Source organism: Halomonas fontilapidosi (assembly GCF_014192285.1).
Classification (GTDB): domain Bacteria; phylum Pseudomonadota; class Gammaproteobacteria; order Pseudomonadales; family Halomonadaceae; genus Halomonas; species Halomonas fontilapidosi.
This window is the reverse complement of record NZ_JACHXQ010000002.1, coordinates 252,477-274,704: the sequence shown is the minus strand read 5'-3', so window position 1 is coordinate 274,704 and position 22,228 is coordinate 252,477. Positions and strand designations below refer to the sequence as shown.

At 63.6% G+C, this 22,228-nt stretch carries 18 protein-coding genes; 15 read left to right on the top strand and 3 right to left on the bottom strand.

The features are described 5' to 3' along the window. Nucleotides 1-9: 9 nt before the first annotated feature. Complete coding sequence (locus FHR95_RS04850) at nucleotides 10-1,128, top strand: hypothetical protein (RefSeq protein WP_183313580.1); 1,119 nt, start codon at nucleotides 10-12, stop codon at nucleotides 1,126-1,128. 23 nt (nucleotides 1,129-1,151) lie between these two features. On the opposite strand, the gene xthA is transcribed toward FHR95_RS04850, so the two are convergent. Continuing rightward, entirely contained in the window at nucleotides 1,152-1,979 is an 828-nt protein-coding gene (gene xthA / locus FHR95_RS04845; RefSeq protein WP_183313579.1) for an exodeoxyribonuclease III, read from the bottom strand. Between the two features lie 2 nt (nucleotides 1,980-1,981). Continuing rightward, complete coding sequence (locus FHR95_RS04840; protein WP_183313578.1) at nucleotides 1,982-2,233, bottom strand: hypothetical protein; 252 nt, start codon at nucleotides 2,231-2,233, stop codon at nucleotides 1,982-1,984. 168 nt (nucleotides 2,234-2,401) lie between these two features. On the opposite strand from FHR95_RS04840, the gene rhlB reads away from it, so the two are divergent. Beyond that, entirely contained in the window at nucleotides 2,402-3,676 is a 1,275-nt protein-coding gene (gene rhlB / locus FHR95_RS04835; protein WP_183313577.1) for an ATP-dependent RNA helicase RhlB, read from the top strand. Between the two features lie 6 nt (nucleotides 3,677-3,682). Further along, nucleotides 3,683-5,824: an ATP-dependent DNA helicase DinG gene (gene dinG, locus FHR95_RS04830; RefSeq protein ID WP_183313576.1), complete on the top strand. Its 2,142-nt coding sequence runs from the start codon at nucleotides 3,683-3,685 to the stop codon at nucleotides 5,822-5,824. A gap of 146 nt (nucleotides 5,825-5,970) precedes the next feature. Here the strand turns inward: dinG and FHR95_RS04825 are convergent, their stop codons facing one another. Further along, complete coding sequence (locus FHR95_RS04825; RefSeq protein WP_040187445.1) at nucleotides 5,971-7,050, bottom strand: 3-deoxy-7-phosphoheptulonate synthase; 1,080 nt, start codon at nucleotides 7,048-7,050, stop codon at nucleotides 5,971-5,973. A gap of 307 nt (nucleotides 7,051-7,357) precedes the next feature. Between FHR95_RS04825 and rpoE the strand changes: the two genes are divergently transcribed. The 12 genes from rpoE to era all read left to right on the top strand — a co-directional run bounded on the left by rpoE (nucleotide 7,358) and on the right by era (nucleotide 22,186). Beyond that, nucleotides 7,358-7,963, top strand: a complete 606-nt coding sequence (gene rpoE, locus FHR95_RS04820; RefSeq protein WP_040187443.1) for an RNA polymerase sigma factor RpoE — start codon at nucleotides 7,358-7,360, stop codon at nucleotides 7,961-7,963. A 168-nt stretch (nucleotides 7,964-8,131) separates the two neighbouring features. Continuing rightward, complete coding sequence (locus FHR95_RS04815) at nucleotides 8,132-8,839, top strand: sigma-E factor negative regulatory protein (RefSeq protein WP_183313575.1); 708 nt, start codon at nucleotides 8,132-8,134, stop codon at nucleotides 8,837-8,839. 53 nt (nucleotides 8,840-8,892) lie between these two features. After that, complete coding sequence (locus FHR95_RS04810; protein ID WP_246378379.1) at nucleotides 8,893-9,837, top strand: MucB/RseB C-terminal domain-containing protein; 945 nt, start codon at nucleotides 8,893-8,895, stop codon at nucleotides 9,835-9,837. A gap of 68 nt (nucleotides 9,838-9,905) precedes the next feature. Continuing rightward, a complete protein-coding gene (locus FHR95_RS04805) occupies nucleotides 9,906-11,342 on the top strand; it encodes a DegQ family serine endoprotease (protein WP_183313573.1) in 1,437 nt (478 codons plus the stop codon). A 324-nt stretch (nucleotides 11,343-11,666) separates the two neighbouring features. After that, nucleotides 11,667-12,734, top strand: coding sequence for an ABC transporter substrate-binding protein (locus FHR95_RS04800; protein ID WP_183313572.1), 1,068 nt, complete (start codon nucleotides 11,667-11,669; stop codon nucleotides 12,732-12,734). After that, nucleotides 12,731-15,592, top strand: coding sequence for an EAL domain-containing protein (locus FHR95_RS04795; protein ID WP_183313571.1), 2,862 nt, complete (start codon nucleotides 12,731-12,733; stop codon nucleotides 15,590-15,592). Before FHR95_RS04800 ends, FHR95_RS04795 begins: the two co-directional genes overlap by 4 nt. A 57-nt stretch (nucleotides 15,593-15,649) precedes the next feature. After that, nucleotides 15,650-17,404: a DUF7125 family protein gene (locus FHR95_RS04790; protein WP_183313570.1), complete on the top strand. Its 1,755-nt coding sequence runs from the start codon at nucleotides 15,650-15,652 to the stop codon at nucleotides 17,402-17,404. Further along, complete coding sequence (locus FHR95_RS04785; RefSeq protein WP_183313569.1) at nucleotides 17,401-17,697, top strand: circadian clock KaiB family protein; 297 nt, start codon at nucleotides 17,401-17,403, stop codon at nucleotides 17,695-17,697. Before FHR95_RS04790 ends, FHR95_RS04785 begins: the two co-directional genes overlap by 4 nt. Nucleotides 17,698-17,851: 154 nt before the next feature. Beyond that, nucleotides 17,852-19,669, top strand: a complete 1,818-nt coding sequence (lepA, locus tag FHR95_RS04780) for a translation elongation factor 4 (protein ID WP_040187434.1) — start codon at nucleotides 17,852-17,854, stop codon at nucleotides 19,667-19,669. A 14-nt stretch (nucleotides 19,670-19,683) separates the two neighbouring features. Then, nucleotides 19,684-20,487, top strand: coding sequence for a signal peptidase I (gene lepB, locus FHR95_RS04775; RefSeq protein WP_183313568.1), 804 nt, complete (start codon nucleotides 19,684-19,686; stop codon nucleotides 20,485-20,487). Between the two features lie 98 nt (nucleotides 20,488-20,585). Further along, on the top strand, nucleotides 20,586-21,290 hold the full coding sequence (rnc, locus tag FHR95_RS04770) for a ribonuclease III (protein ID WP_040187431.1): 705 nt from the start codon (nucleotides 20,586-20,588) through the stop codon (nucleotides 21,288-21,290). Beyond that, on the top strand, nucleotides 21,287-22,186 hold the full coding sequence (gene era / locus FHR95_RS04765) for a GTPase Era (protein ID WP_040187430.1): 900 nt from the start codon (nucleotides 21,287-21,289) through the stop codon (nucleotides 22,184-22,186). The genes rnc and era overlap by 4 nt, the downstream gene beginning before the upstream one ends. The last annotated feature ends 42 nt before the right edge of the window (nucleotides 22,187-22,228 follow it).

Genomic DNA, 22,228 nt, shown 5'->3' with positions numbered 1-22,228 from the left:
GGAGCCCCCATGTCGCCTCTTCGACTCCTTCCCCTCGTCGCCGTTGGCTGTTTGCTTGGCGTGTCACCGGGCTGGGCGGCGCCGGCATTGCCGGCTTCGTTCATCGATGACCTCGAGGGTCTGCAACAGCGCCTCGAGGCTGGCGAGGTCCAGGCGGTCGGCGAGCGGGCGATGTCCCAGGCCGAACGCCTGGCGGGCGGCAACGCTGCCGACCGCTGGGCGCGGGCCCTCTATCTGCAACTGGCCGCCGGGGCCGCCGCCCGCGACGACGATCCGGCGACGGCCGCCGACTATCTCCGCGTCGCGCGCGAGATTCGAGGCGTGGAGCCATCGCAGCAGGATCGTTGGCAGCGCGACGAGGCACGGCTGCGACTGGCGGCGGGGCAGGCCGAACGGGGCGCGGCCCTGCTGGCCGATTGGCTCACGCGCCACGAGGCTCAGCCACAGGACCGCTGGCGCCTGGTGCGCGCCCTGGCCGAACTCGGGCGTTGGGACGCCGCCGCCGACCGCCTGGAGAATGCCCTGGCTGTCACGCCCGAGCCGAACGAGACACAGCGGGTCCTGGCCACCGCGGTACTGCGCCGCGCCGGCCGCGAGGCGGCCGCGCTCGCCCTGCTCAGTGATGACCTCACCGGCAGTCGTGACCCCGAGCGCTGGCGCGAGGCGGCGGCACTGGCTCGGCGAGTGGGCGATGCCGGCCTCGCCGCTGCCATCTGGGAAGCCGGCTGGCGGCGCGACGTGCTGGAAGGCTGCGATGACCTGCGGCATCTGATTGACCTGCACCTTGCCGGCGGCACGCCGGCACGAGCCGCCGAGTACCTCGAAGACGCCTTGAAGGCAGGGTATCTGGAAGACAGCGAGGCGCATCGCCGCCTGTTGGCCCAGGCCTGGGAAGCGGCGCGGGACCGCGATCGTGCCTTGTCGGCGTGGGAGGTCCTGGCCAGGCGGAGCCGTGACGGTGACGACTGGCTGAGGCTGGGGCAACTGGCCCACGCCTGGGGCCATCGGGAGCTGGCCGAGCGGGCACTGAACCAAGCCCGTGAGCGGGGAGTGGCCGAGGCCAAGCGCTGGCTCGAGGCGATGGTGTCGACGGCCACTCGGAAGTCCTCGGCCGTCAGCGTCAATTGATGACCGCTGAATCGCCTGACGGCTTACAGCGTGAGCTCGGTCCATACCGGGGCATGGTCGGAGGGCTTCTGCATGCCGCGTAGATCATAGTCGATGCCGGCGTCCGACACCTTCTCGGCGAGCGATGCGCTGACCAGGATATGGTCGATGCGCAGGCCGCGACGCGGCTCGCGCTCGAAGCCGCGAGAGCGATAGTCGAACCAGCTGAAGCGGTCGTCTGCCGTCGGGTAGCAGGTCCGGTAGCTGTCGGTCAGGCCCCAGGCCTTGATGCCCTTCAGCCATTCGCGCTCCACCGGCTGGAAGCTGGTCTTGCCCTCGCGCAGCCAGCGCTTGCGGTTGGGTTCGCCGATGCCGATATCGCGGTCCTCGGGAGAGATATTGAAGTCGCCCATCACCGCCAGGCGCTCGTCGGGGCGATGCTGCCTCTCCAGTAGATGCTGGAGTTGCGCATAGAAGGCGCGCTTGTGCGGAAATTTAACCGGGTGCTCGACGTTCTCGCCCTGGGGAAAGTAGCCGTTCCACACCGTGAGCGGGGCGTCGCCGCCCGGCCGCAGGCGCACCCCGACCATGCGACGCTGGGCTTCCTCGCCGTCGTCGGGAAAGCCATAGCGCACCTCCTCGGGCTCGCCGCACTGGGCCGTGTCGACCATCAGCGCCACCCCATAATGGCCCTTCTGGCCATGGTAGAAGACGCGGTAGCCCAGTGCTTCCACCGCCGCCACCGGGAACTCGCTGTCCTGGACCTTGGTTTCCTGCAGGCCGATCACCGCAGGGCGGTGGGTCTCGACCAGGGCGGTAAGCTGATGCAGACGGGCGCGAATGCCGTTGATGTTGAAGGAAACCAGACGCATCGTCAGTCGTCCCTGCGGTCGGGGGTGTCGTTGTCCGAGGTCTCGGGGTGAATGGCGATCGGCTGCCCCGAGTCCTGGCGGGCCATCTTGCGGGCCGCCTGGAGCTTGCGCTGCTGGCGCTTCTTCTGGGTGAAGCGGGTCGTCGACGCCACCTGATCGGGATTCTCGTGGCGCCACTTCTTGAAATCCTTGCGCTTGCCGGTGCGAATCTGCACCTTGTCGGCGAGCGAACGGGTCTTCTTTCGGCGTGTCATGATGCAACTCCTTGCATGAATGCCGGCCATTCTACCAGCCGCGACGGTCTTGCCGAAGCGGTGAACCGCCAGCCGGCGTCCGGGGCGCGCTCTCGACGCCGGAGACTGGTACAATGGCGGTTTGCGTCATGCACCCCATCCATCGATACGGACAAGACAGCACAGCCTATGAGCGAGTCGGAACAGACCACAGCACCGGCCCAGAATCGCAAGCCCAAGCGCCGCCGTCGCAAACCGCGCCGTCGCCAGTCGAACTGGGACCTGCGCCAGTTCCAGGTCCCCGCCGTGGCAGGCAAGTGGCGCTTCCACGACTTCGACTTGCCGCTGCCGTTGATGCGGGCCATCCATGCCCTGGGCTTCGAGTACTGCACGCCCATTCAGGCCGAGGCCCTGGCCCAGACCCTGCTGGGCGGTGACGTGGTGGGCAAGGCCCAGACCGGCACCGGCAAGACCGCCGCCTTCCTGATCTCGATCCTTGCCTACTTCCTCGAGGAGGAGGCGCCCAATGGTCAGAAAACGGGCGCGCCGCGGGCGTTGATCGTGGCGCCGACCCGCGAGCTGGCGCTGCAGATCGAGAAGGATGCCAAGGCCCTGGCACGCTTTACCGACCTCAAGGTGGCAAGCGTAGTGGGGGGCATGGACTACCAGAAGCAGCGCGAGGCGCTGGGCGGCAAGCTCGACATCCTGGTCGCCACCCCGGGCCGCCTGCTGGATTTCCATGAAAAGCGCGACGTCGACCTCACCCAGGTAGAAGTGCTGGTGCTGGACGAGGCGGACCGCATGCTCTCCATGGGCTTCATTCCCGACGTCAAGCGCATCATCCGCCACACGCCCAACAAGGAGCAGCGCCAGACCTTCCTGTTCTCGGCCACCTTCAGTCAGGACATCCTCAACCTGGCCAGCCAGTGGACCCATGAACCGGCTCACGTGGACATCGAGGTCACCGTCGACAACGCCGCCGACATCGATCAGCGCGTCTATCTGGTTAGCGATGACGACAAGCAGCGCCTGCTGGTCAACCTGCTCAAGCAGGAGAGTTTCGACCGGGTGATGGTGTTCGGCAATCGTCGCGACCTGGTGCGCAAGCTCGATGACCTGCTCAACAAGGCCGGCATCAACGTCGCGATGCTCTCTGGCGACGTGCCCCAGAACCAGCGCATCGAGACCCTCGAGAAGTTTCGCGAAGGCCAGATCCAGGTGCTGGTTGCCACCGACGTGGCAGGGCGCGGCATTCACATCGAGGATGTCAGCCACGTGATCAACTACACCCTGCCGGAAGACCCCGAGGACTACGTTCACCGTATCGGGCGTACCGGCCGCGCCGGCGCCAAGGGTGTCTCGATCAGCTTCGTGGGCGAAGAGGATGCCTTTTCCCTGCCCGAGATCGAGCGCTACGTCAACGACAAGCTGCCCTGCGAACACCCGCCGGAAGGCCTGCTCTGACGGCCCATGCTTGAAGACGTGCTGAAGGCCGAGATCCAGGACGCCTATCGACGGGTGCTGGAGGGCCTCGAACTGACGCCGCGCTACGGCCAGCGGCTGATGATTGCCGAGATCGCCCGCACCCTGGCGGGCATCGAGGCCGATGAGGCCGGCCAACGCGTCAGCAACGAGCACGTCTGCGTGCTCGAGGCCGGCACCGGGACCGGCAAGACGCTGGCCTACCTGCTCGCCGCGCTCCCGGTAGCCAAGGCCCGCGGCAAGCGGCTGGTCATCGCCACCGCCACCGTGGCCCTGCAGGAGCAGGTACTCCATCAGGACCTGCCGGCGCTCAAGGCCCATAGCGGACTCGACTTCGACTACGCCCTCGCCAAGGGACGCGGACGCTACGTCTGCGTGGCGCGCCTCGACCAGGCGCTGGACGGCGGCGAAGAGAACGCGACGCTGTCGCTCTTCGAGCAGTCGCTGGCCAGAGGCGGTGATGACTTCCAGGCACTGGTCAAGGAACTGGGCGATGCCTATGGCAACGGCCGCTGGGAGGGCGACCGCGACAGTTGGCCGGTGGCCATCGAGGACGGCCACTGGCGTCGCCTCACCGTCGACCATCGCCAGTGCACCAATCGTCGCTGTGGCCACTTCGGCGCCTGCGCCTTCTTCCGCGCTCGTCGCCACCTCGAGAGTGCCGATGTCATCGTCGCCAATCATGACCTGGTGCTGGCCGACCTGGCGTTGGGGGGCGGCGTAGTGCTGCCCGCGCCGGGGGACTGCATCCACATCTTCGACGAGGGGCATCACCTGCCCGACAAGGCCCTTCAGCACTTTACCTACCGTTTCGCCGTGGGCGGGGCACTGCGCTGGCTGAAGACCCTGAAGAGTTCGCTGACCGAGCTCAACCAGGCGCTGGCCGTACAGCCGACCCTCGCACGGCTGCTGGCGGGGCTCCCGGAGGCGATCAATGCCCTGGAGCCCCGACTTGGCGAGGCCTTCTCCCTCGGCCACCAGCTGGCGGGCCGCCCCCAGGGACTGGCCGATGGCGAGGAGAGCCGCCACCACCGCCTGGCGATGGGGCGTGCGCCCGAGGTCTTGCGCGAGCAGGCGGAGGGCCTGGTCGTGATCTTCGCCGAGCTCTCGCGCACCCTTGAGAGCATGGCCGATATCCTGCGCGAGAGCCTTGACCCCGACAAGCACACCGGCTTGCCGCGTGAACAGGCCGAGGTTTGGCTACCGCTGGTGGCGCTGCTCCACGGGCGTGCCCTGGAGGCCCATGCGCTATGGTTGGCCTTCGCCGAGACGGATCCCGAGGGCGAGCCTCCGCGCGCACGATGGCTGACTCTGGAGCGATTCCATGGGGAGCCGGAGCTGACCTTCTCCGCGAGCCCGGTCTCGGCGGCCCATACCCTGGCGAAAAGCCTGTGGGGTAGCACCTTCGGGGCCGTGGTGACCTCGGCAACGCTCACCGCCCTGGGGCGCTTCGAGCGGCTGCAGGAGCGGGCCGGGCTGGCCAACCGCTATCGCTACCAGCGCCTCCCCAGTCCCTTCGACTACTCCCGGGCAGTGCTCAGCGTGCCCCGCCAAGCCGTTGACCCCGCTGACCGCGAGGGGCACGAGCAGGCCATTGTCGACTTCGTGGAAGCGCTCGATGACCACGAAGCGGTGCTGATGCTGTTCTCGTCGCGCGCTCAGCTGCGGGGGGTCGAAAAGGCGCTCTCCACGGCCCGGCGTGAGCGAGTGCTGGCCCAGGATCGCCTGCCCAAGCGTGAGCTGATCAGCCGCCACCGGGCGCGGGTCGACGCGGGGGAGGGCAGCATCATCTTCGGGCTGGCGAGTTTTGCCGAGGGCATCGACCTTCCCGGTGACTACCTCACCCATGTAGTAATCACTCGGCTGCCGTTCTCGGTGCCGGATGATCCGGTCGGGGCGACGCTGGCGGAGTGGATCGAGAGCCGCGGCGGCAATGCCTTCATGCGCATCAGCGTGCCGGATGCCTCGATCAAGCTGGTGCAGGCCTGTGGCCGGCTGATCCGCAAGGAAGCTGACAGTGGGCGCATCACCCTGCTCGATCGCCGGGTGCTGACCCGCCGCTATGGCCGGGCGTTGCTCGATGCCTTGCCCCCCTTCGTGCGCGAGATCGACGGCGTACGTGAGGTCTAGGCAGCAAGCGCCTGGGAATCTCTGCGCCAAGGCCCGAGATGAGAGGGAGGGGCCAGGGAGAACATCGCGCTCGGGAGAGTGATGTCAGCAGCAGAAGGGCCCGCCATTCGGCGGGCCCGTGCTCATGTCGTCACGCGAGGTAGGTATCAGGCGGCCTGGTGTCGCTCGGCCAGTACCGGCGCGAGCTTCTCGTTCATGCGCTTGAAGGATTCGACGGTGGTATCCCAGTCGATGCAGGCGTCGGTGATGGAGACGCCATATGTCAGCTGGCTGAGATCCTCTGTCAGTTTCTGGTTGCCCCAGCCGATATTGGACTCGACCATCAGGCCGATGATCGAGCGGTTGCCCTCGAGGATCTGGTTGGTGACGTTCTCCAGCACCAGCGGCTGCAGCGCCGCATCCTTGTTGGAGTTGGCATGGGAGCAGTCGATCATGATGTTGGGCTGGATACCGGCCTTCTTCAGCTCCTGTTCGGCGAGTGCCACGCTGACGCTGTCGTAGTTGGGCTTGCCGTTGCCGCCGCGCAGCACCACATGGCCGTAGGCGTTGCCACGGGTGCGGATGATGGCCACCTGGCCGGCCTGGTCGATGCCGAGGAAATTGTGGGGATGGGAGACGGACTGAAGCGCATTGACCGCGACGTCCAGGCTGCCATCGGTGCCGTTCTTGAATCCGACCGGGCAGGAGAGTCCCGAGGACATCTCGCGGTGGGTCTGGGATTCGGTAGTACGCGCGCCGATAGCCGACCAGCTGATGCAGTCCTGCAGGTACTGCGGCGAGATTGGATCCAGCGCTTCGGTGGCCAGCGGCAGGCCGAGCTCTGCCAGCTCCACCAGCAGCTTGCGGGCGATGTGCAGCCCTTCCTCGATCTCGAAGGAGCCGTTGAGGTGGGGGTCGTTGATCAGTCCCTTCCAGCCCACGGTGGTCCGCGGCTTCTCGAAGTAGACGCGCATCACGATATACAGGCTATCCTTGACCTCGTCGGCCAGCCGGCGCAGGCGGCGAGCGTAGTCCAGGGCGGCATCGACGTCGTGGATGGAGCACGGGCCGACCACCATCAGCAGGCGGGGGTCACGGCCGTCGAGGATCGCCTGAATCGTCTCGCGCCCCTCGATCACCGTGCGCTCGGCAGCACCGGTCAAAGGAATTTCCTGCTTCAGGGCTTCGGGGGTGACCAGGACGTCCTGGGCGAGAACGTTGAGGTTGTTGACCTGCTGATCTGACATTGTGCTTCCTGTCTCGTGGCTGCGCGGATGGCGATGTCCAGTGGCCTCTACTATCGCGCGCGGGGCCCGCAAATTCAATCGCCACGGGAACCTGCGGGGCCCCGGATAGTCCCATCGCGGGCAGCGGGGCACGCCAATCAGCTTGATGGACATTCAAGAAACAGGAACACTTGTACCCCTCGAGATTCATGATCCTGCTTATTCCGCGACGCCAAGGCCTTAGGTTGACACTATGCTAGCTATGCCAGTTCGTTCGCGACCCGCTAGCGGGTTGCCTCTCGCGACGCCTCTTTCAGGGAGGGCCTGAATGGGCACCCGGGAAACCGACCAGCAACTCGTCGAGCGCGCCCAGAAGGGGGATACCCGAGCCTTCGATCTGCTGGTCAAGAAGTACCAGCACAAGATCATCGGTCTTATCGGCCGCTACGTACACGACCATGCCGAAGTGCAGGATGTGGCCCAGGAGGCCTTCATCAAGGCCTACCGCGCCCTGGGCAAGTTTCGCTCCGAGAGCGCCTTCTATACCTGGATGTACCGCATTGCCATCAATACCGCGAAGAATTACCTGGTCTCCAAGGGGCGGCGACCGCCAGGCAGTGACCTGGACATCGTGGATGCTGAGATCGTCGATCACAGCGGCCGCCTGGCCGATGCCGAGACACCCGAGGCTGCCATGGCCCGCGACCAGCTCGAGTCGGCCATTTTCGAGGCGATCGAGGCCTTGCCCGATGACCTGCGCACCGCGATAACGCTCAGGGAGCTCGACGGTCTCTCCTACGAAGACATCGCGGCCATCATGCAGTGTCCTGTCGGAACCGTCCGCTCACGGATCTTTCGGGCCCGGGAGGCGGTGGATCAGCACATCCGCCCGCTCGTGACCACGTCCCGCAACCAGGATCTGCAACCTTTTTGACGATTTGCTGAACTGTCCGCCATTCGTGGCGTCATATGCCGTGACTGGCTCGCGACCAGCGGGCAACAACATGCCGACATGGCCAGGGCGACATGCGCTGATGTCGGGATCAACAGGCTGTCAAAGGACCCGGATCGGGTCGCCTTGTCGAGTGTGAGGGTGTTAAGAATGAGTCAGAACGCACGGGAATCGCTTTCTGCCCTGATGGATAACGAAGGGGACGAGCTGGAACTGCGTCGAGTGCTTCAGTCACTGGACGACTCTCCGGATGCGGCCGATACCTGGCGTCGTTATCATTTGATGCGAAGCTTGATGCGACACGAACCGGAGGTCGATGTCGCCACCGACCTGTCCGCAGGCATCATGGCGCGTGTGAAGGACGAACCGTTGCCTCGCATGGAGGGCAGTGGTGTCTCTGGACGCACTGTGCCGCTGGCACGGGGCGCCGGCATTGCGGCGGCGGTGATGTTGATGGTCATCAGTGGCGTGCAGTTCTACAACGGCGGCTTCGGCTCAGGACAAGACACCCCGGAGGTTGCCTCCCAGGCCCTGCCAGCAGGTGATGGGCAGGGGAGTACCGCCGCGTTCGACGGGTCTGGGCTGGTGGCTTCTGGTGGGGAAAGCCGGCCCTCTCTGCCCGGGCTCCCGCTTTTCCAGACGCCTTCTGGTGCGACGCGCGGTGCGATGACGGTGGGGTCTGAGTTTGATACCCCGCTGTTTCTTTCACCACGGCAGTCGGCTCGCAGCAATCAGCAGCAGGCCCAACTGCTGCAATCCTACCTGGATCGCCATGCCGAGGGTGCGGCCTATCGTAGTGGCGATACCTGGATGCCGCTGCTGCGCGCCTCGGGTAGCGAGTCTCTGGGGCAGCAGTGATGCGTGCGGGTCGTCTTCACCTCCTGCCAGGCGGGATGTTGGTCACGGCCTTGATGGTAGTCACCTCAACTGCCTTGGCACAGCCGGAGGGCGACAACAGCCAGCCCGAACGTTTCGATTGCCGCACTCTGGAGGAGCGAGCGTCACCCGAGACCGCTCTTGAGTGGCTCGAGCGCAGTTTCTGGGCCAACCACTGCTATGAGTTCCAGGCTCGGGCGGTTCGCATTGGCGTCGACGGGGTGCGATCCCTGGCGCTCTCCCATGACGTCGTCGAGGGTGTCGAGCGCGAAGTGGCGCGCTTCCTGGACGGCCCGTCGGTGGTCTTCGAGCGTCGCGGTCGCATCGGTCGCCTGAGCTGGGCCGAGGATGATGCCCCGGTGGCGAGCTCCCCGGCCGGTATCGCCAAGCACCTCGATGGTCTCTATCGTCTGCAACTCAGCGGCGAGGATCGTCTGGCCAATCGCACCACGCTACGACTCGATATCGAGCCGCTGGACGGCATGCGCTACGGTCACCGATTCTGGCTCGACAGCGCCACGAGTCTGCCGCTCAAGCAGATCCTGCTGGATGAGCAGGGTCGCGTGGTGGAAACCTTCCAGATCACCGAGCTTCACCAGCCCCAGCTTTATCTGGGAGAGGTGGATCTCGACCGCCGCCGTGCTCGACCACAGGACCCCTGGCATCCCGCTTGGCTGCCGACTGGCTTCATTCCCCAGCCGGTGGAGACGTTGAGTGCCCGTCATGACGAAGACGTCGGGCACCGCGTCTACAGCGATGGGCTTGCCACCCTCAGTCTCTTCCTGGAACCCGTCGAGGGGCCGGATCAGCTGATCCCCGGCATGCACCGCCTGGGTGTTTCGCACGCGGCGGTTCGCCACCGTGAACTCGGCGGCCGAACCCGCCAGATCGTGGTGATGGGAGAGCTGCCCCCCGCTGTTCTGCTGCGCGTGGCCGATTCTGTGGAGTGGCAGAACGACGACGAAGACGAGATGCCTTGAACCTTTCGACTCTCAGGCGGTATCTGGTAGTCACCCCTTATCCATTCTTGTCGACGCAGGAGTCTTTCATGAAGCGCATGACTCGACACTTTTCTCTGTGGGTGCTGCTTGCTGCGGCACTACTGACGTGGCAGACGGCCATGGCCCGTGACCTGCCGGACTTCACCGAGCTGGTCGACCAGGCCGCGCCCGGTGTCGTGAATATTTCCACTTCGCGCACGGTGGAACGCCGGGCATCGCCCTTCCACGACTTTGGCGGGCAGGAAATTCCCGAAATCTTTCGCCATTTCTTCGGTGATCGCTTTGGCGACCGTATGCCGTCGCCGCCCGATGGCGGGGGCCCGGGACGCAGCGAGGAGCGTCAGTCGCTGGGTTCGGGTTTCATCATCGACGAGGCTGGCTATATCCTGACCAATGCCCATGTGGTGCAGGGCGCCGACGAGATTCTGGTGCGGCTCAACGATCGGCGTGAACTGCTGGCCGAGCTGGTCGGAGCCGACGCCAAGACGGATGTGGCCCTGCTCAAGGTGGACGGCGACGATTTGCCCACCCTCAATCTGGGGGATTCCGATGGTCTTCGCGTCGGCGAGTGGGTTGCCGCGATCGGTTCGCCGTTTGGCTTCGATCACTCGGTAACCGCAGGCATCGTCAGTGCCATCGATCGCACCCTGCCGCGTGATGCCTATGTCCCCTTCATCCAGACGGACGTGGCGATCAATCCGGGTAACTCCGGCGGACCCTTGTTCAACCTCGATGGCGAGGTGATCGGCATCAACTCGCAGATCTTCACCCGCAGCGGTGGCTTCATGGGGCTCTCCTTTGCGATCCCCATCAACGTGGCCCTGGATGTGGCCGACCAGCTACGTGATGACGGTCGCGTCAGCCGCGGCTGGCTGGGGGTGATGATCCAGCCGGTCTCCCGTGACCTGGCCGAGTCCTTCGGCATGGATAACGCCGAAGGCGCGTTGATCGCCGATCTGGACCCAGACGGGCCGGCGGCCCGTGGCGGCCTTCAGGCCGGCGATGTGATCCTCGAAGTCGATGGTGAGGTGGTGGAGAGCTCCAACACCCTTCCACGGCTGATCGGGCCAGTCAGCCCGGGCAGCGAGGTGGAGCTGACGCTGCTGCGCGACGGTGAGCGTCGCGAGAAGACCATCACCGTGGGTGACTGGCCCGACAGCCAGAGCGCGACGGCGAATGGTACGGGAGAGGATCCAGCGCCGGCGCGGTTGGGCATCGCCGTGAGCCCGGTAGAAGAGGCAGAACGCCGTGAACTCGGCATCGAGGGTGGTGTCCTAGTGCGTGAGGTCGATCCGCGCGGCACGGCGGCACAGGCGGGCATTCGTACCGGTGACATCCTGGTCAGCATTGACCATCGCGCCGTACAGGGGCCTGATCAGCTGACCGAACTGGTTGCCGATCTGCCCGATGATCGTGCGATTCCGGTGCGTGTCTATCGTGACGGCCGCTCGCTGTTCGTGGCGCTGCGCCTCTCGCGCGACTGAACTCGCAGCCGGGTTTTACGGCAGTGATCTTGTGACCCGATGGCACCTGCCATCGGGTCATTGCATTTTTCGCAGGCCGCATACTCCGCCCGTGTTACCCCTCGAGAGTGACGGTTGCCGACACCTTCCGCCCGCTGGGCGAAGACCACTTTTACGGCATGATCTCGCTGCGTCCCCTGCCTGCCGGGATTGATCTTGAATTCAACGGCATATCGAGCCACCTTTTCTTGTGATGGAAATTGGCTATTATGTTGCGCTGATTGTCCGGTTTCCTTCAGGAGAGTTCATATAAACTTCGAACTTCGGGTCGCACTCTACTCAGCAATGATCGCCATATTACCGCTGAAAGAACGTGGATGGATTTGCACTGCCTGCGTCCCGTTATTGTTGCTAGTGCTGCTCTGCTTGGTTGTGCCTGTCAGTGCCGCCGGCGATCCCCGTGATGGCGTTCGGCTTTCGGGCGTCACCTATCTTGGCGACCTTCCCACTCTGATAGCCGAGGAGGAAGGCTTCTTCGCGAGTCAGGGGCTGGATATCGACGTTATTCGCCGAGATTCAGGTAGAGATAACCTCAAGGCACTCAAGGCGGGACACACGGATTTCGCACTCATGGCGCTCTCGCCGCTGGTGCTTGATCGGCTCGCTACGATTGGGCCTTCACGCCCCAACGAGCCGGTCATCCTGGCGAGTCTGGTCTACTCAGCTCGGCTGAATCACGTGGTGGTGAAACGGGCCGGTAGGATTCGCCAGCCCTCGGACCTCGAGGGCAAGCGGGTAGGATTGATGAAAGGCACTAACAGCGAATACCTGTGGTGGCTGTTCAGCATCTATCATCGCCTCGACAGCTCTCGGGTGACCGTGGTCGACATCCCGGCGGCTGACCAGCCCGAGGCGCTGATGGCGGGTGAGGTGGACGCCCTGGTGACTTGGGAGCCGTGGACGTCGAGGCTCGCGAACCGCGCCGAGGGGGCGATCCAGACCCTTGCCGGAAGTGAGCTCTACGCCGAGAACTGGGTGCTGGTGAGCACCCGGGAGACGGCATCGCAGCGTGCCGATACCGTCCTCCGGATACTTCAGGCTTATCGAGACGCCATTGACTCCATCCAGACCCATCCCGTCCAGTCTCGGGAGAAATATGCTGAATTCATGGATCTCGATCCCGAGACAGCGCTCAGGGAGTCCCGCCTGCCGCACTTCGGGCTGAATCTGGACTGGTCGCTGCTCTTCGATCTGCAGCAGATGGTCCAATGGGCCGAGAAGGCTGGGAAAACAGAACGCTTTGAGGCGCCGAATATTCTCTCCTGGATTGAACCGGAATTGATGCGACGCCTATTGCCGCTGCATGTCGGCATCCCGTCGCTCGACCTGGCAGAGAGGGCGCCACCACCATGAAGCTCTCGCGGCTTTCCCTTGCCTGTATCGCCGGCTGCCTGATCGGCCTGATGGTCATTGCCCTAGCGGGCGGCATCATGCTGCAGAAGATGAGGGCGAGGCAGTCGGATATGCATTCCCTCATGGTCTTGCAGAATCATATCGACAACTTCTCTGCAGCAAGTGATGGCCTGCTCAATCAGCGGGCCGACCCTTCCCTGTGGCAGGCTTATCTCGCCGATGTCGATGTTCTTCAGCAAGAATTGGAGAAGCGGCGGGAAGCCTATCCCGCCGCCCAGCGCGCCATTCATCACATCGGTGAGATCGTCACGATACTCGAAGCCGTCTATGCCGAAGATGGCGACGATGTGGAAAAAGACGACGTCTTGTCTGGCTCCAGTCCCATTGGTGGCTCACAGCGAGGCCAGATCATTACCACCCGGGTGGCCGGTCTGGGGATCGCCATCGACATGGCGCTGAGGGAAATCGCCGATCAGCAGAGAAGAGCCATCAGTAACAGTACCAACTGGATCGTAGCCAGTTTCGCCACGACCACTCTGCTGTTCGGCCTGTTCTGCATGCTGGCCTTTGCCTTGCTCTACCGTCGCATTCATGGCCCCTTGCAGTCGCTTATCAGGGTCGCTTCCAGGGTGGAAAGTGGCGATCGGCACATTCGCGTGCAACCCCGGGGCAATGACGAGTTCAGCGAACTGGCCAGAACCTTCAATCGCATGCGCGACCAGCAGCAGAAGGATCAGGATAGCCTTGAAGAACGCGCGCGCCTGCTAGACATCGCCGGCGATATCGCGCGTTTCGGGGGCTGGTGGGTCGATCTGCGCAACGATCAAATCTACTGGTCCGACATGGTGGCCGAGATCCATGGCATGCCCTACGACTTTTCTCCCTGCGTGGAGGATGGCATCGGCTTCTATGCGCCTGAGCATCGGCAACGCATCCGTGAGTGTTTCTTCGCCTGCATCGAGACGAGCACCCCCTTCGACGAGGAACTCCAGATCATTACCGCCCAGGGAGAGCGTCGCTGGGTGAGAACCATCGGCGTCCCGGTTCACGATGATCAGGGCGCCGTGGTGAAAGTCGAGGGTGCCTTCCAGGACATCACGGCCCAGTACGAGATGAAAAAGCATCTTCATCACGCATTGAAGATGCGCTCTGCCTTGATCGACTCCCTTCCGGCGAACATCGCGATGATTGACAGCGAGGGCAATATTCTTGATACCAACAACCAGTGGCGACAGTTCGGCATAGAAAATGGCGCATGCGAGGAGAACCTCGGACTGGACAGCAACTATCTTGCCATCTGCCGAGGGGTCGCGGGTAATGATGCCAGGGATGCGCGGCAGGCAGAGGAGGGGCTAGCCGCCCTGTTGAACGGCAGGCAGGACGAGTTCTCTCTGGAATATCCCTGTCACTCACCGACGCGCCAGCGCTGGTTTCGCCTGATGGCAAGGCGCCTCGACTCAACCGAGGAGAGCGAGCTATCGCTGGGTGCCGTGGTCATGCACATCGACATCACTGAGCGCAAGCTTGCCGAACAGCAACTGGAGAAGCTGGCCTTTGAGGATCCGCTTACCGGCTTGCTGAATCGGTCCGGTTTCACCACGGCGTTCAACCGCCAGCTGCAGGAGGAGGGTTGGCAGGCCCACCACCAGGTCGTGGTGATGGACATCAAGGGACAGAGCAATATCAACGATGCCCACGGTTATCAAATCGGAGACAGGCTGCTCACCCAGATTGGCCATCGCCTCAAGGCGAGGCTGGACAGCCAGCTGGTGGGCTGCATCAACGGCGACTCCTTTATCTTCGTCCTGTCAGGGGAAGAGGGTACGACGCAAGACGGCGATGAACAGTGGCACTGGTTGAGTCTTTTGCTGCATCAGCCTTTCCAGGTCGACGGCATCGCCATCGAGGTGTCCGCACGCTTCGGTTTCACCCTGCTTGGTGAGCAGCAGCGCAGTGCCGAGAGACTGTTGCACGAAGCAGAACTGGCAATGTTCGAGGCGCGTCGCCGTGGCATCCGTGACTGGGGTCAATATACCCAACGCCTGGATCAAGAAATTCATGAGCGCATCGAGTTGGCCCGTGATCTGCAGCGTGCTCTCGCCGAAAGCCAGTTCGAGCTGCACTTTCAGCCCAAGGTGAATTTGCATACCGGGAAGATGATCGCCTGCGAGGCCCTGTTGCGTTGGGTGCACCCCGAGCGTGGCATGCTGTCTCCCGGCGTGTTCATTCCGGTTGCCGAACAGAGCCAGCTGATCGGCCCGATGGGCGACTGGGTCGTGTTCGAGGCCTGCCGGCAGCTGCGTCAATGGCAGGACGCCAATCTCGACGTGGTGCAGGTGGCCGTCAATGTGTCGGTGGTCCAGTTCGAACTCGGAGGCTTTGTCGACCAGGTGCGCCAGGCGGTCACGACGCACGGTGTCGATCCAGGCAGTCTTACCCTGGAGATCACCGAGAATGTCTTCGTCCATCAGTCTGAGATGCTGCTCGAGCAGATGCACGAGTTACATGAGCTCGGTGTACGCCTGTCGCTTGACGATTTTGGTACCGGTTACTCGTCGCTGCTCTATCTGAAACGCTACCCGTTTGACGAGATCAAGATCGACATGGGGTTCGTGCGTCGGATGCTGGACGACCCCTACAGTCAGCGAATTGTCGATACCGTGCTGGGGATCAGCCGGGTGCTCGGTACAGACACCGTGGCAGAAGGAATCGAGAGCCCGGAAATTCGCGACATGCTTCTCGATATGGGCTGCTTCGTCGGCCAAGGTTATTACTACAGCGTGCCGCTGGCGGCCGAGGACTTCCAATGGTTGTTGGAAAAGAAGGCCGCTCTTCCTCCGTCGTCGGGGGCGACATAGCAGCAACGCCGGTGATTCAGCCCCTCCCCGCCTCGAATTCAGCCACCAGGAGATGAGATGACGCCTACGCAAAAGGATCAGGTAGAGCTTGCGCTCGTCAAACGCGCAACGGGAATCCGCAGTCTCGACGCGGTGACTCGTGGGGGCCTGCCGGCGCGGGGAGCCACGCTGATTGTCGGCGAGCCTGGGTGCGGCAAGACGATTCTGGGATTGCAGATTCTTGCCGGCGCCCTGAGCCGTGGCGAGGGGGGCGTCTTTATGTCGTTCGAGGAGTCGAGTACCCAGCTACTGCGCAATGCCGCGACCTTTTCCTGGGGCGGGCTGTTGCATGACGCCTCGCGCTGCGAGGTGATCGATGCCAAGGGAATGAAGGGAGCCGAATTTGCCGGCGCCTTCGATATCGAGGGATTGCTCGCGATGCTTGCGAGCTGTGCCAACCGGGTCGAGGGAACCTGGATCGTGCTCGATGGTATCGATCAGCTACTGCGCCACCAGCCTGACCAGGAGCAGGCTATCGAGCAGGTCGCCCAGATCAACGACTGGTGTGAACGTCAGGGCTATACTCTGTTGCTCACCGGCAAGCACAGTGGCGATCGGCTCACCCGTCCCGAGCACCTGGCCGGCATTGAATTTCTGCTGCCGACGATCTTTGTGCTGTCGAGTATTCTGGTGGATCGGCGGCTGCACCGTCGCTTCCGTATCGCCAAGTACCGTGGCACCCATCACGATCCCGATGAGCTGGCGTTGCTGATCGACGATGATGGCATCCATCTTCCCTATGCCAACACCGCCGACGAAGAGGAGGTAATGGCAAGCTCACAGCGTATCGGAACGGGTATCGAGCGTCTCGACGATGTACTGGGAGGGGGGCTCTATCAGGGTTCCACGACCTTGATCTCCGGTCAGCCCGGGACGTCCAAGACCACGCTCGCCGCGGCTTTCGTCGAGGCGGCCTGTGAGCGAGGCGAGCGCGCGCTGTTTGTCAGCTTCGATGAACTCGCCTCACGGATCGTGCGCAATGTGGCCTCCGTGGGTATCGATTTGCAGCCCCATATCGACAGCGATCGACTCGCGCTGCAGACCCATACGTCGTGGCATTCGCTGGCAGAGCAGCACTTCATGGCCCTGCAACAGCGTATCGACGAGGTCAGGCCGCATTGCCTGGTGATCGATCCCGCCTCTGCGCTGCTCAAGGCTTCTTCGGCGCAGAGTCCCCACATTGCCCTGGAGCGCCTTCTCGACAGAACGCGACGCGACGGCATCACAACCCTGTTGACCTCGCTGTCGTCCGACGAGGACCCGAGCGATGAATCGACCCTGACCCATGTCTCGACCCTCGCCGATACCTGGATCGTGCTTCGCTACGAGATCCGCGGCGGTGAGCGGAATCGCGCGCTCTCCGTCGTCAAGTCTCGGGGTACGGCGCACTCCAATCAGGTGCGTGAGCTTGTCCTTTCCTCGTGCGGCGTCGATCTGGCCGATGTCTACCAGTACGGCACCGAGGTTCTCATGGGTACGGCCCGAGTGGAAAAGGAGAGCGAGGAGGAGGCTGCTCGGCAGCGGCAGAAGAGAGAGCGCGAGCAGCGCCGGCGCTTTCTCGGCAGGCAAATCGACAAGACCCTCCTTCAGATCAGCGAGCAGGAGACTGAGCTGCAGAGACTTCGCGCCGAGCTGGAGGATGAGTCGGCGTATCAGGGAAGCAGTGACCGGGAACTGGCACGTCATCATGAGACCATTCGCCAGCGTCGCGAACCCGAAAACACGTTGAACCGGGAGAAACGGCAGACGCGGCGCCAGGAGGATGGGCAATGAGTCAGAAGTCGACACCGGCTAACCTGCTTTCTCGGCACCTCATCCTGTTCGTGACCGGTGATGCACCGCGTACCCGCCGTGCTCGCCGCAATCTGGCAGCCGCCCTCAGTGAGGCAGGTATCGATGGCTGGCCGCGTGAGATCGATCTACTCGAGGAGCCCCGTCAGGCGCTTGACTTCGGCATGTTCGCCACGCCCGCTCTGCTGCGAACCGGCGAGCAGCGGCCCAGGACCGTGCTCTATGGGGATCTTTCCGACGAAGCGACCTTGAGCCAATTTCTTGGCGAACTGTGAGCAAGGCCTGCTTCGCACCCGGGTCCCCGGGAATCGGTGCCGACGACATCATCGTCTCCTCGCTGTACAATGGCGCCAGCCTCTATTCGCGTGCTCGCTCGGGTAGCTTCTACAGCCCGAAGGACGGGTGCGTACATGAACCGGATTATGATGCATGTCTAATAGCGAAAGCCGTAGCAAAATCAGTCACATCCGCAACTTCTCGATCATTGCGCATATCGATCACGGCAAGTCGACCCTGGCCGATCGCCTGATCCAGACCTGCGGAGGGCTGACCGAGCGTGAGCTCAAGGAGCAGGTGCTCGACTCCATGGACCTCGAGCGCGAGCGTGGCATCACCATCAAGGCCCAGTCGGTGACGCTGGACTACCACGCGAAAGACGGCAACATCTATCAGTTGAACTTCATCGACACGCCGGGGCACGTGGACTTCTCCTACGAGGTGTCCCGCTCGCTCTACGCCTGTGAGGGCGCGCTGCTGGTGGTCGACGCCGGCCAGGGTGTCGAGGCCCAGTCGGTGGCCAACTGCTATACCGCCATCGAGCAGGGCCTCGAGGTGCTGCCGGTGCTCAACAAGATGGACCTGCCCCAGGCCGACCCGGACAAGGTGTCACACGAGATCGAGGAGATCATCGGCCTGGATGCCACCGACGCCTGTCAGGTCTCGGCCAAGAGCGGGCTGGGCGTCGACGCGCTGCTCGAACGCCTGGTGCGCGACATCCCGCCCCCCAAGGGAGACCCTCAGGCACCGCTGCAGGCGCTGATCATCGACTCCTGGTTCGACAACTACCTGGGCGTGGTCTCGCTGGTGCGGCTCTTCGACGGCACCCTCAAGAAGGGCGAGAAGATCCGCATGACCTCCACCGGTCGTGACTGGCCGGTCGGCGACGTCGGCATCTTCACGCCACTGCGCAAGGAAACCGGCATCCTGCGCGCCGGCGAGGTGGGTTTCATCGTGGCCGGCATCAAGGACATTCATGGCGCGCCGGTGGGCGATACCATCACTCATACCAAGACCCCGGACGTCCCCCGCCTGCCCGGCTTCCAGAAGGTCAAGCCGCAGGTCTACGCCGGGATGTTCCCGGTCAGTGCCGACGACTACGAGGATTTCCGCGACGCCCTGGAGAAGCTGGCGCTCAACGATGCCTCGCTGGATTACGAGCCGGAGAATTCCGACGCCCTGGGCTTCGGCTTCCGGGTCGGCTTCCTCGGCACCCTGCACATGGAGATTGTCCAGGAGCGCCTCGAGCGCGAGTACGACCTGGACCTGCTCACCACGGCGCCCACCGTGGTCTACGAGCTGGCCATGAAGAATGGCGAGATCATCTACGTCGCCAATCCCTCCAAGCTGCCCGACATGGCCGACGTTGAGGAGATGCGCGAACCCATCGTGCGTGCCAGCATCCTGGTGCCCCAGGACTTCGTCGGCAACGTCATTACCGAGTGCGAGCAGCGCCGCGGCACCCAGCTCGACATGCAGTTCCTCGGCAGCCAGATCCAGCTGACCTACGAGCTGCCGATGAGCGAGGTGGTGATGGACTTCTTCGATCGGCTGAAGTCCATCTCCAAGGGCTATGCGTCGCTCGAGTACAACTTCGAGCGCTTCGAGGCGGCCAAGCTGGTGCGCCTGGACGTGCTGATCAACGGTGACCGGGTGGATGCGCTGGCGGTGATCATCCATCGCGACCATGCCCACAGCCGCGGCCGCCTGCTGGTTGAGAAGATGAAGGAGCTGATCCCGCGGCAGATGTTCGACGTGGCGATCCAGGCCGCCATCGGTGGCCAGGTGGTGGCGCGCTCCACCGTCAAGGCACTGCGCAAGAACGTGACCGCCAAGTGCTACGGCGGCGACGTCAGCCGCAAGAAGAAGCTGCTCGAGAAGCAGAAGGCAGGCAAGAAACGCATGAAGCAGGTCGGTCGGGTGGAAATTCCCCAGGATGCCTTCCTCGCCGTGCTCAGGGTCAATGACTAGGGACGGATAACCGCATGGATTTCTCTTTGATGCTGGTGGTGGCGGTGGCCGTTACCGGCGTGGTCTGGCTGCTCGATCTGCTCTGGTGGCGTCCTGCCCGTCAGCAGCGGCTGGACACGGCTGAAGTCGGTACCACCGAAGGCCTCAATGAGCGGGCGCGTGAGAAGGCGCTCAAGGAGCCCTGGCCGGTCGACTACGCTCGTTCGTTCTTTCCGGTGCTGCTCGTGGTGCTGGTGTTGCGAAGCTTCGTGGTCGAACCCTTCCAGATTCCCTCCGGCTCGATGCGCCCGACCCTCGAGGTCGGGGATTTCATCCTGGTCAACAAGTTCGCCTACGGCCTGCGCCTGCCGGTGCTACATACCGAAATCGTCGATCTGGGCGAGCCCGAGCGGGGCGACGTCATGGTGTTCCGCTTTCCCGACGAGCCGGCGATAAACTTCATCAAGCGGGTGGTGGGCCTGCCAGGCGACCGGATCCGTTACGAGGACAAGCAGCTCTTCGTCAACGGCCAGGCAGTACCCAAGCGGCTGCTCGAGGCGGGGCCGGTCTCCGCGCCCACCGAACTGCTGCTGGCCGAACAGCTGGGCGAGCGAGAGCACCGTATCTACAATAATCCTCGAGACCCCGGTCCTCAGGTGCGTGAGCTGGTGGTGCCACAGGGGCACTACTTCACCATGGGCGACAATCGTGACCATTCCAACGACAGCCGCTACTGGGGCTTTGTGCCGGAGGCGAACATCGTCGGCGAGGCCTTCGCCGTGTGGATGCAGTGGGACGGTGGGCTACCGAGCTTTACCAGTGTGCGCCGAATTCATTAGGGCGGCGGTAGCGGTCGCCTGTGGACCTGTCACCCCACGCGGGGTGACGCGCCGCCGATATCAACACCGAAATTTGTCATCGAATAGTCAGGAGCTCCGTGAGCAACTCCCTCAACGCCTTCAGCCGCCGCCTCGGCCATACGTTTGCCGACCCCGGTCTGCTCGAGCTGGCCATGACCCATCGCAGTTACGGCGGTCAGAACAATGAACGCCTCGAGTTTCTCGGTGATTCCATCGTCAACTTCATCATCGCCGAGGCGCTCTTCCAGCGCTTTCCCCAGGCCCGGGAAGGGCAGCTGTCACGGCTCCGCGCACGCCTGGTCAAGGGCCAGACGCTGGCCGAGCTGGCCAGGGAAATGGCCTTTGGCGAGTGTCTGCGGCTGGGGTCCGGCGAGATGAAGAGCGGTGGGCATCGACGCGAATCGATTCTCGCCGATGCCGTTGAGGCGGTGCTCGGCGCGATCTACCTGGATGCCGGCATGGAGGTCGCCCGGGCCAGAGTGCTCTCCTGGTATGCCGATCGCCTGGAGGCCATCAGCCTCGATGATACCCAGAAGGATCCCAAGACTCGCCTGCAGGAATTCCTGCAGTCACGCCAGGTGCCGCTGCCGCGCTACGAGGTGACCTCCGTGGAGGGCGAAGCCCATGCCCAGACCTTCACCGTCGAATGTCATGTCGAGGTACTCGAGGGCCACACTCTGGGCGTCGGCACCAGCCGTCGCCATGCCGAGCAGCAGGCCGCGGCACGGGCGCTGAGTCGCCTCGAACCGGTCAAGTCCAAGAGCACGGGGAGCCGCCCATGACCTCCACCTGCGGTTTCGTGGCCATCGTCGGCCGTCCCAACGTCGGTAAGTCCACGCTGATGAACCGGATTCTCGGCCAAAAGGTCTCGATCACCTCGCGTCGCCCCCAGACAACCCGTCACCAGGTGATGGGCATCAAGACCGAGGGGGAGGCCCAGTTCATCTATGTCGATACCCCCGGCATTCATATCATGGCCAAGGATCGCAACAAAGCGATCAATCGCTTCATGAACCAGGCCGCCGTCCAGGCCCTGCGCGACGTGGATTGCGTGGTCTTCATCATCGACCGGACCCGCTGGAGCGACGAGGACCAGGTAGTGCTGCAGCGCCTCGAGCACGTCGCGGCGCCGGTGATCCTGGCCGTCAACAAGGTCGATCGCCTGCAGGACAAGGCCAGTCTGCTGCCCTGGCTGGAGCAGGTGGGCGCGCGCCGAGACTTCGCCGCCATCGTGCCGATCTCCGCCAAGCATGGCACCAACGTGCCCGAGCTCGAGGCCGAGGTTGCCAAGCATCTGCCTGAAAGCGTGCACTTTTTCCCCGAGGATCAGGTCACCGACAAGAGTCAGCGCTTCCTGGCCGCCGAACTGGTGCGCGAGAAGGTTATGCGTCAGCTCGGTGATGAATTGCCTTACCAGATGACCGTGGAGATCGAGGAGTTCCGCGACGAGGGGCGCGTGGTGCATATCAGCGCGCTGATTCTCGTCGAGCGGGCCGGCCAGAAGAAGATTCTGATCGGCGAGAACGGCGAGCGTATCAAGAACATCGGACGGGAAGCGCGCCTCGACATGGAGCGTGCGCTGGGCGCCAAGGTCATGCTTAACCTCTGGGTCAAGGTCAAGCGCGGCTGGTCCGATGACGAGCGGGCGCTGAAGAGCCTGGGCTACGACCTCGATTAAGGCTCAAGGAACGAGGGGCAAGCTTCAAGGATAACCCCTCGT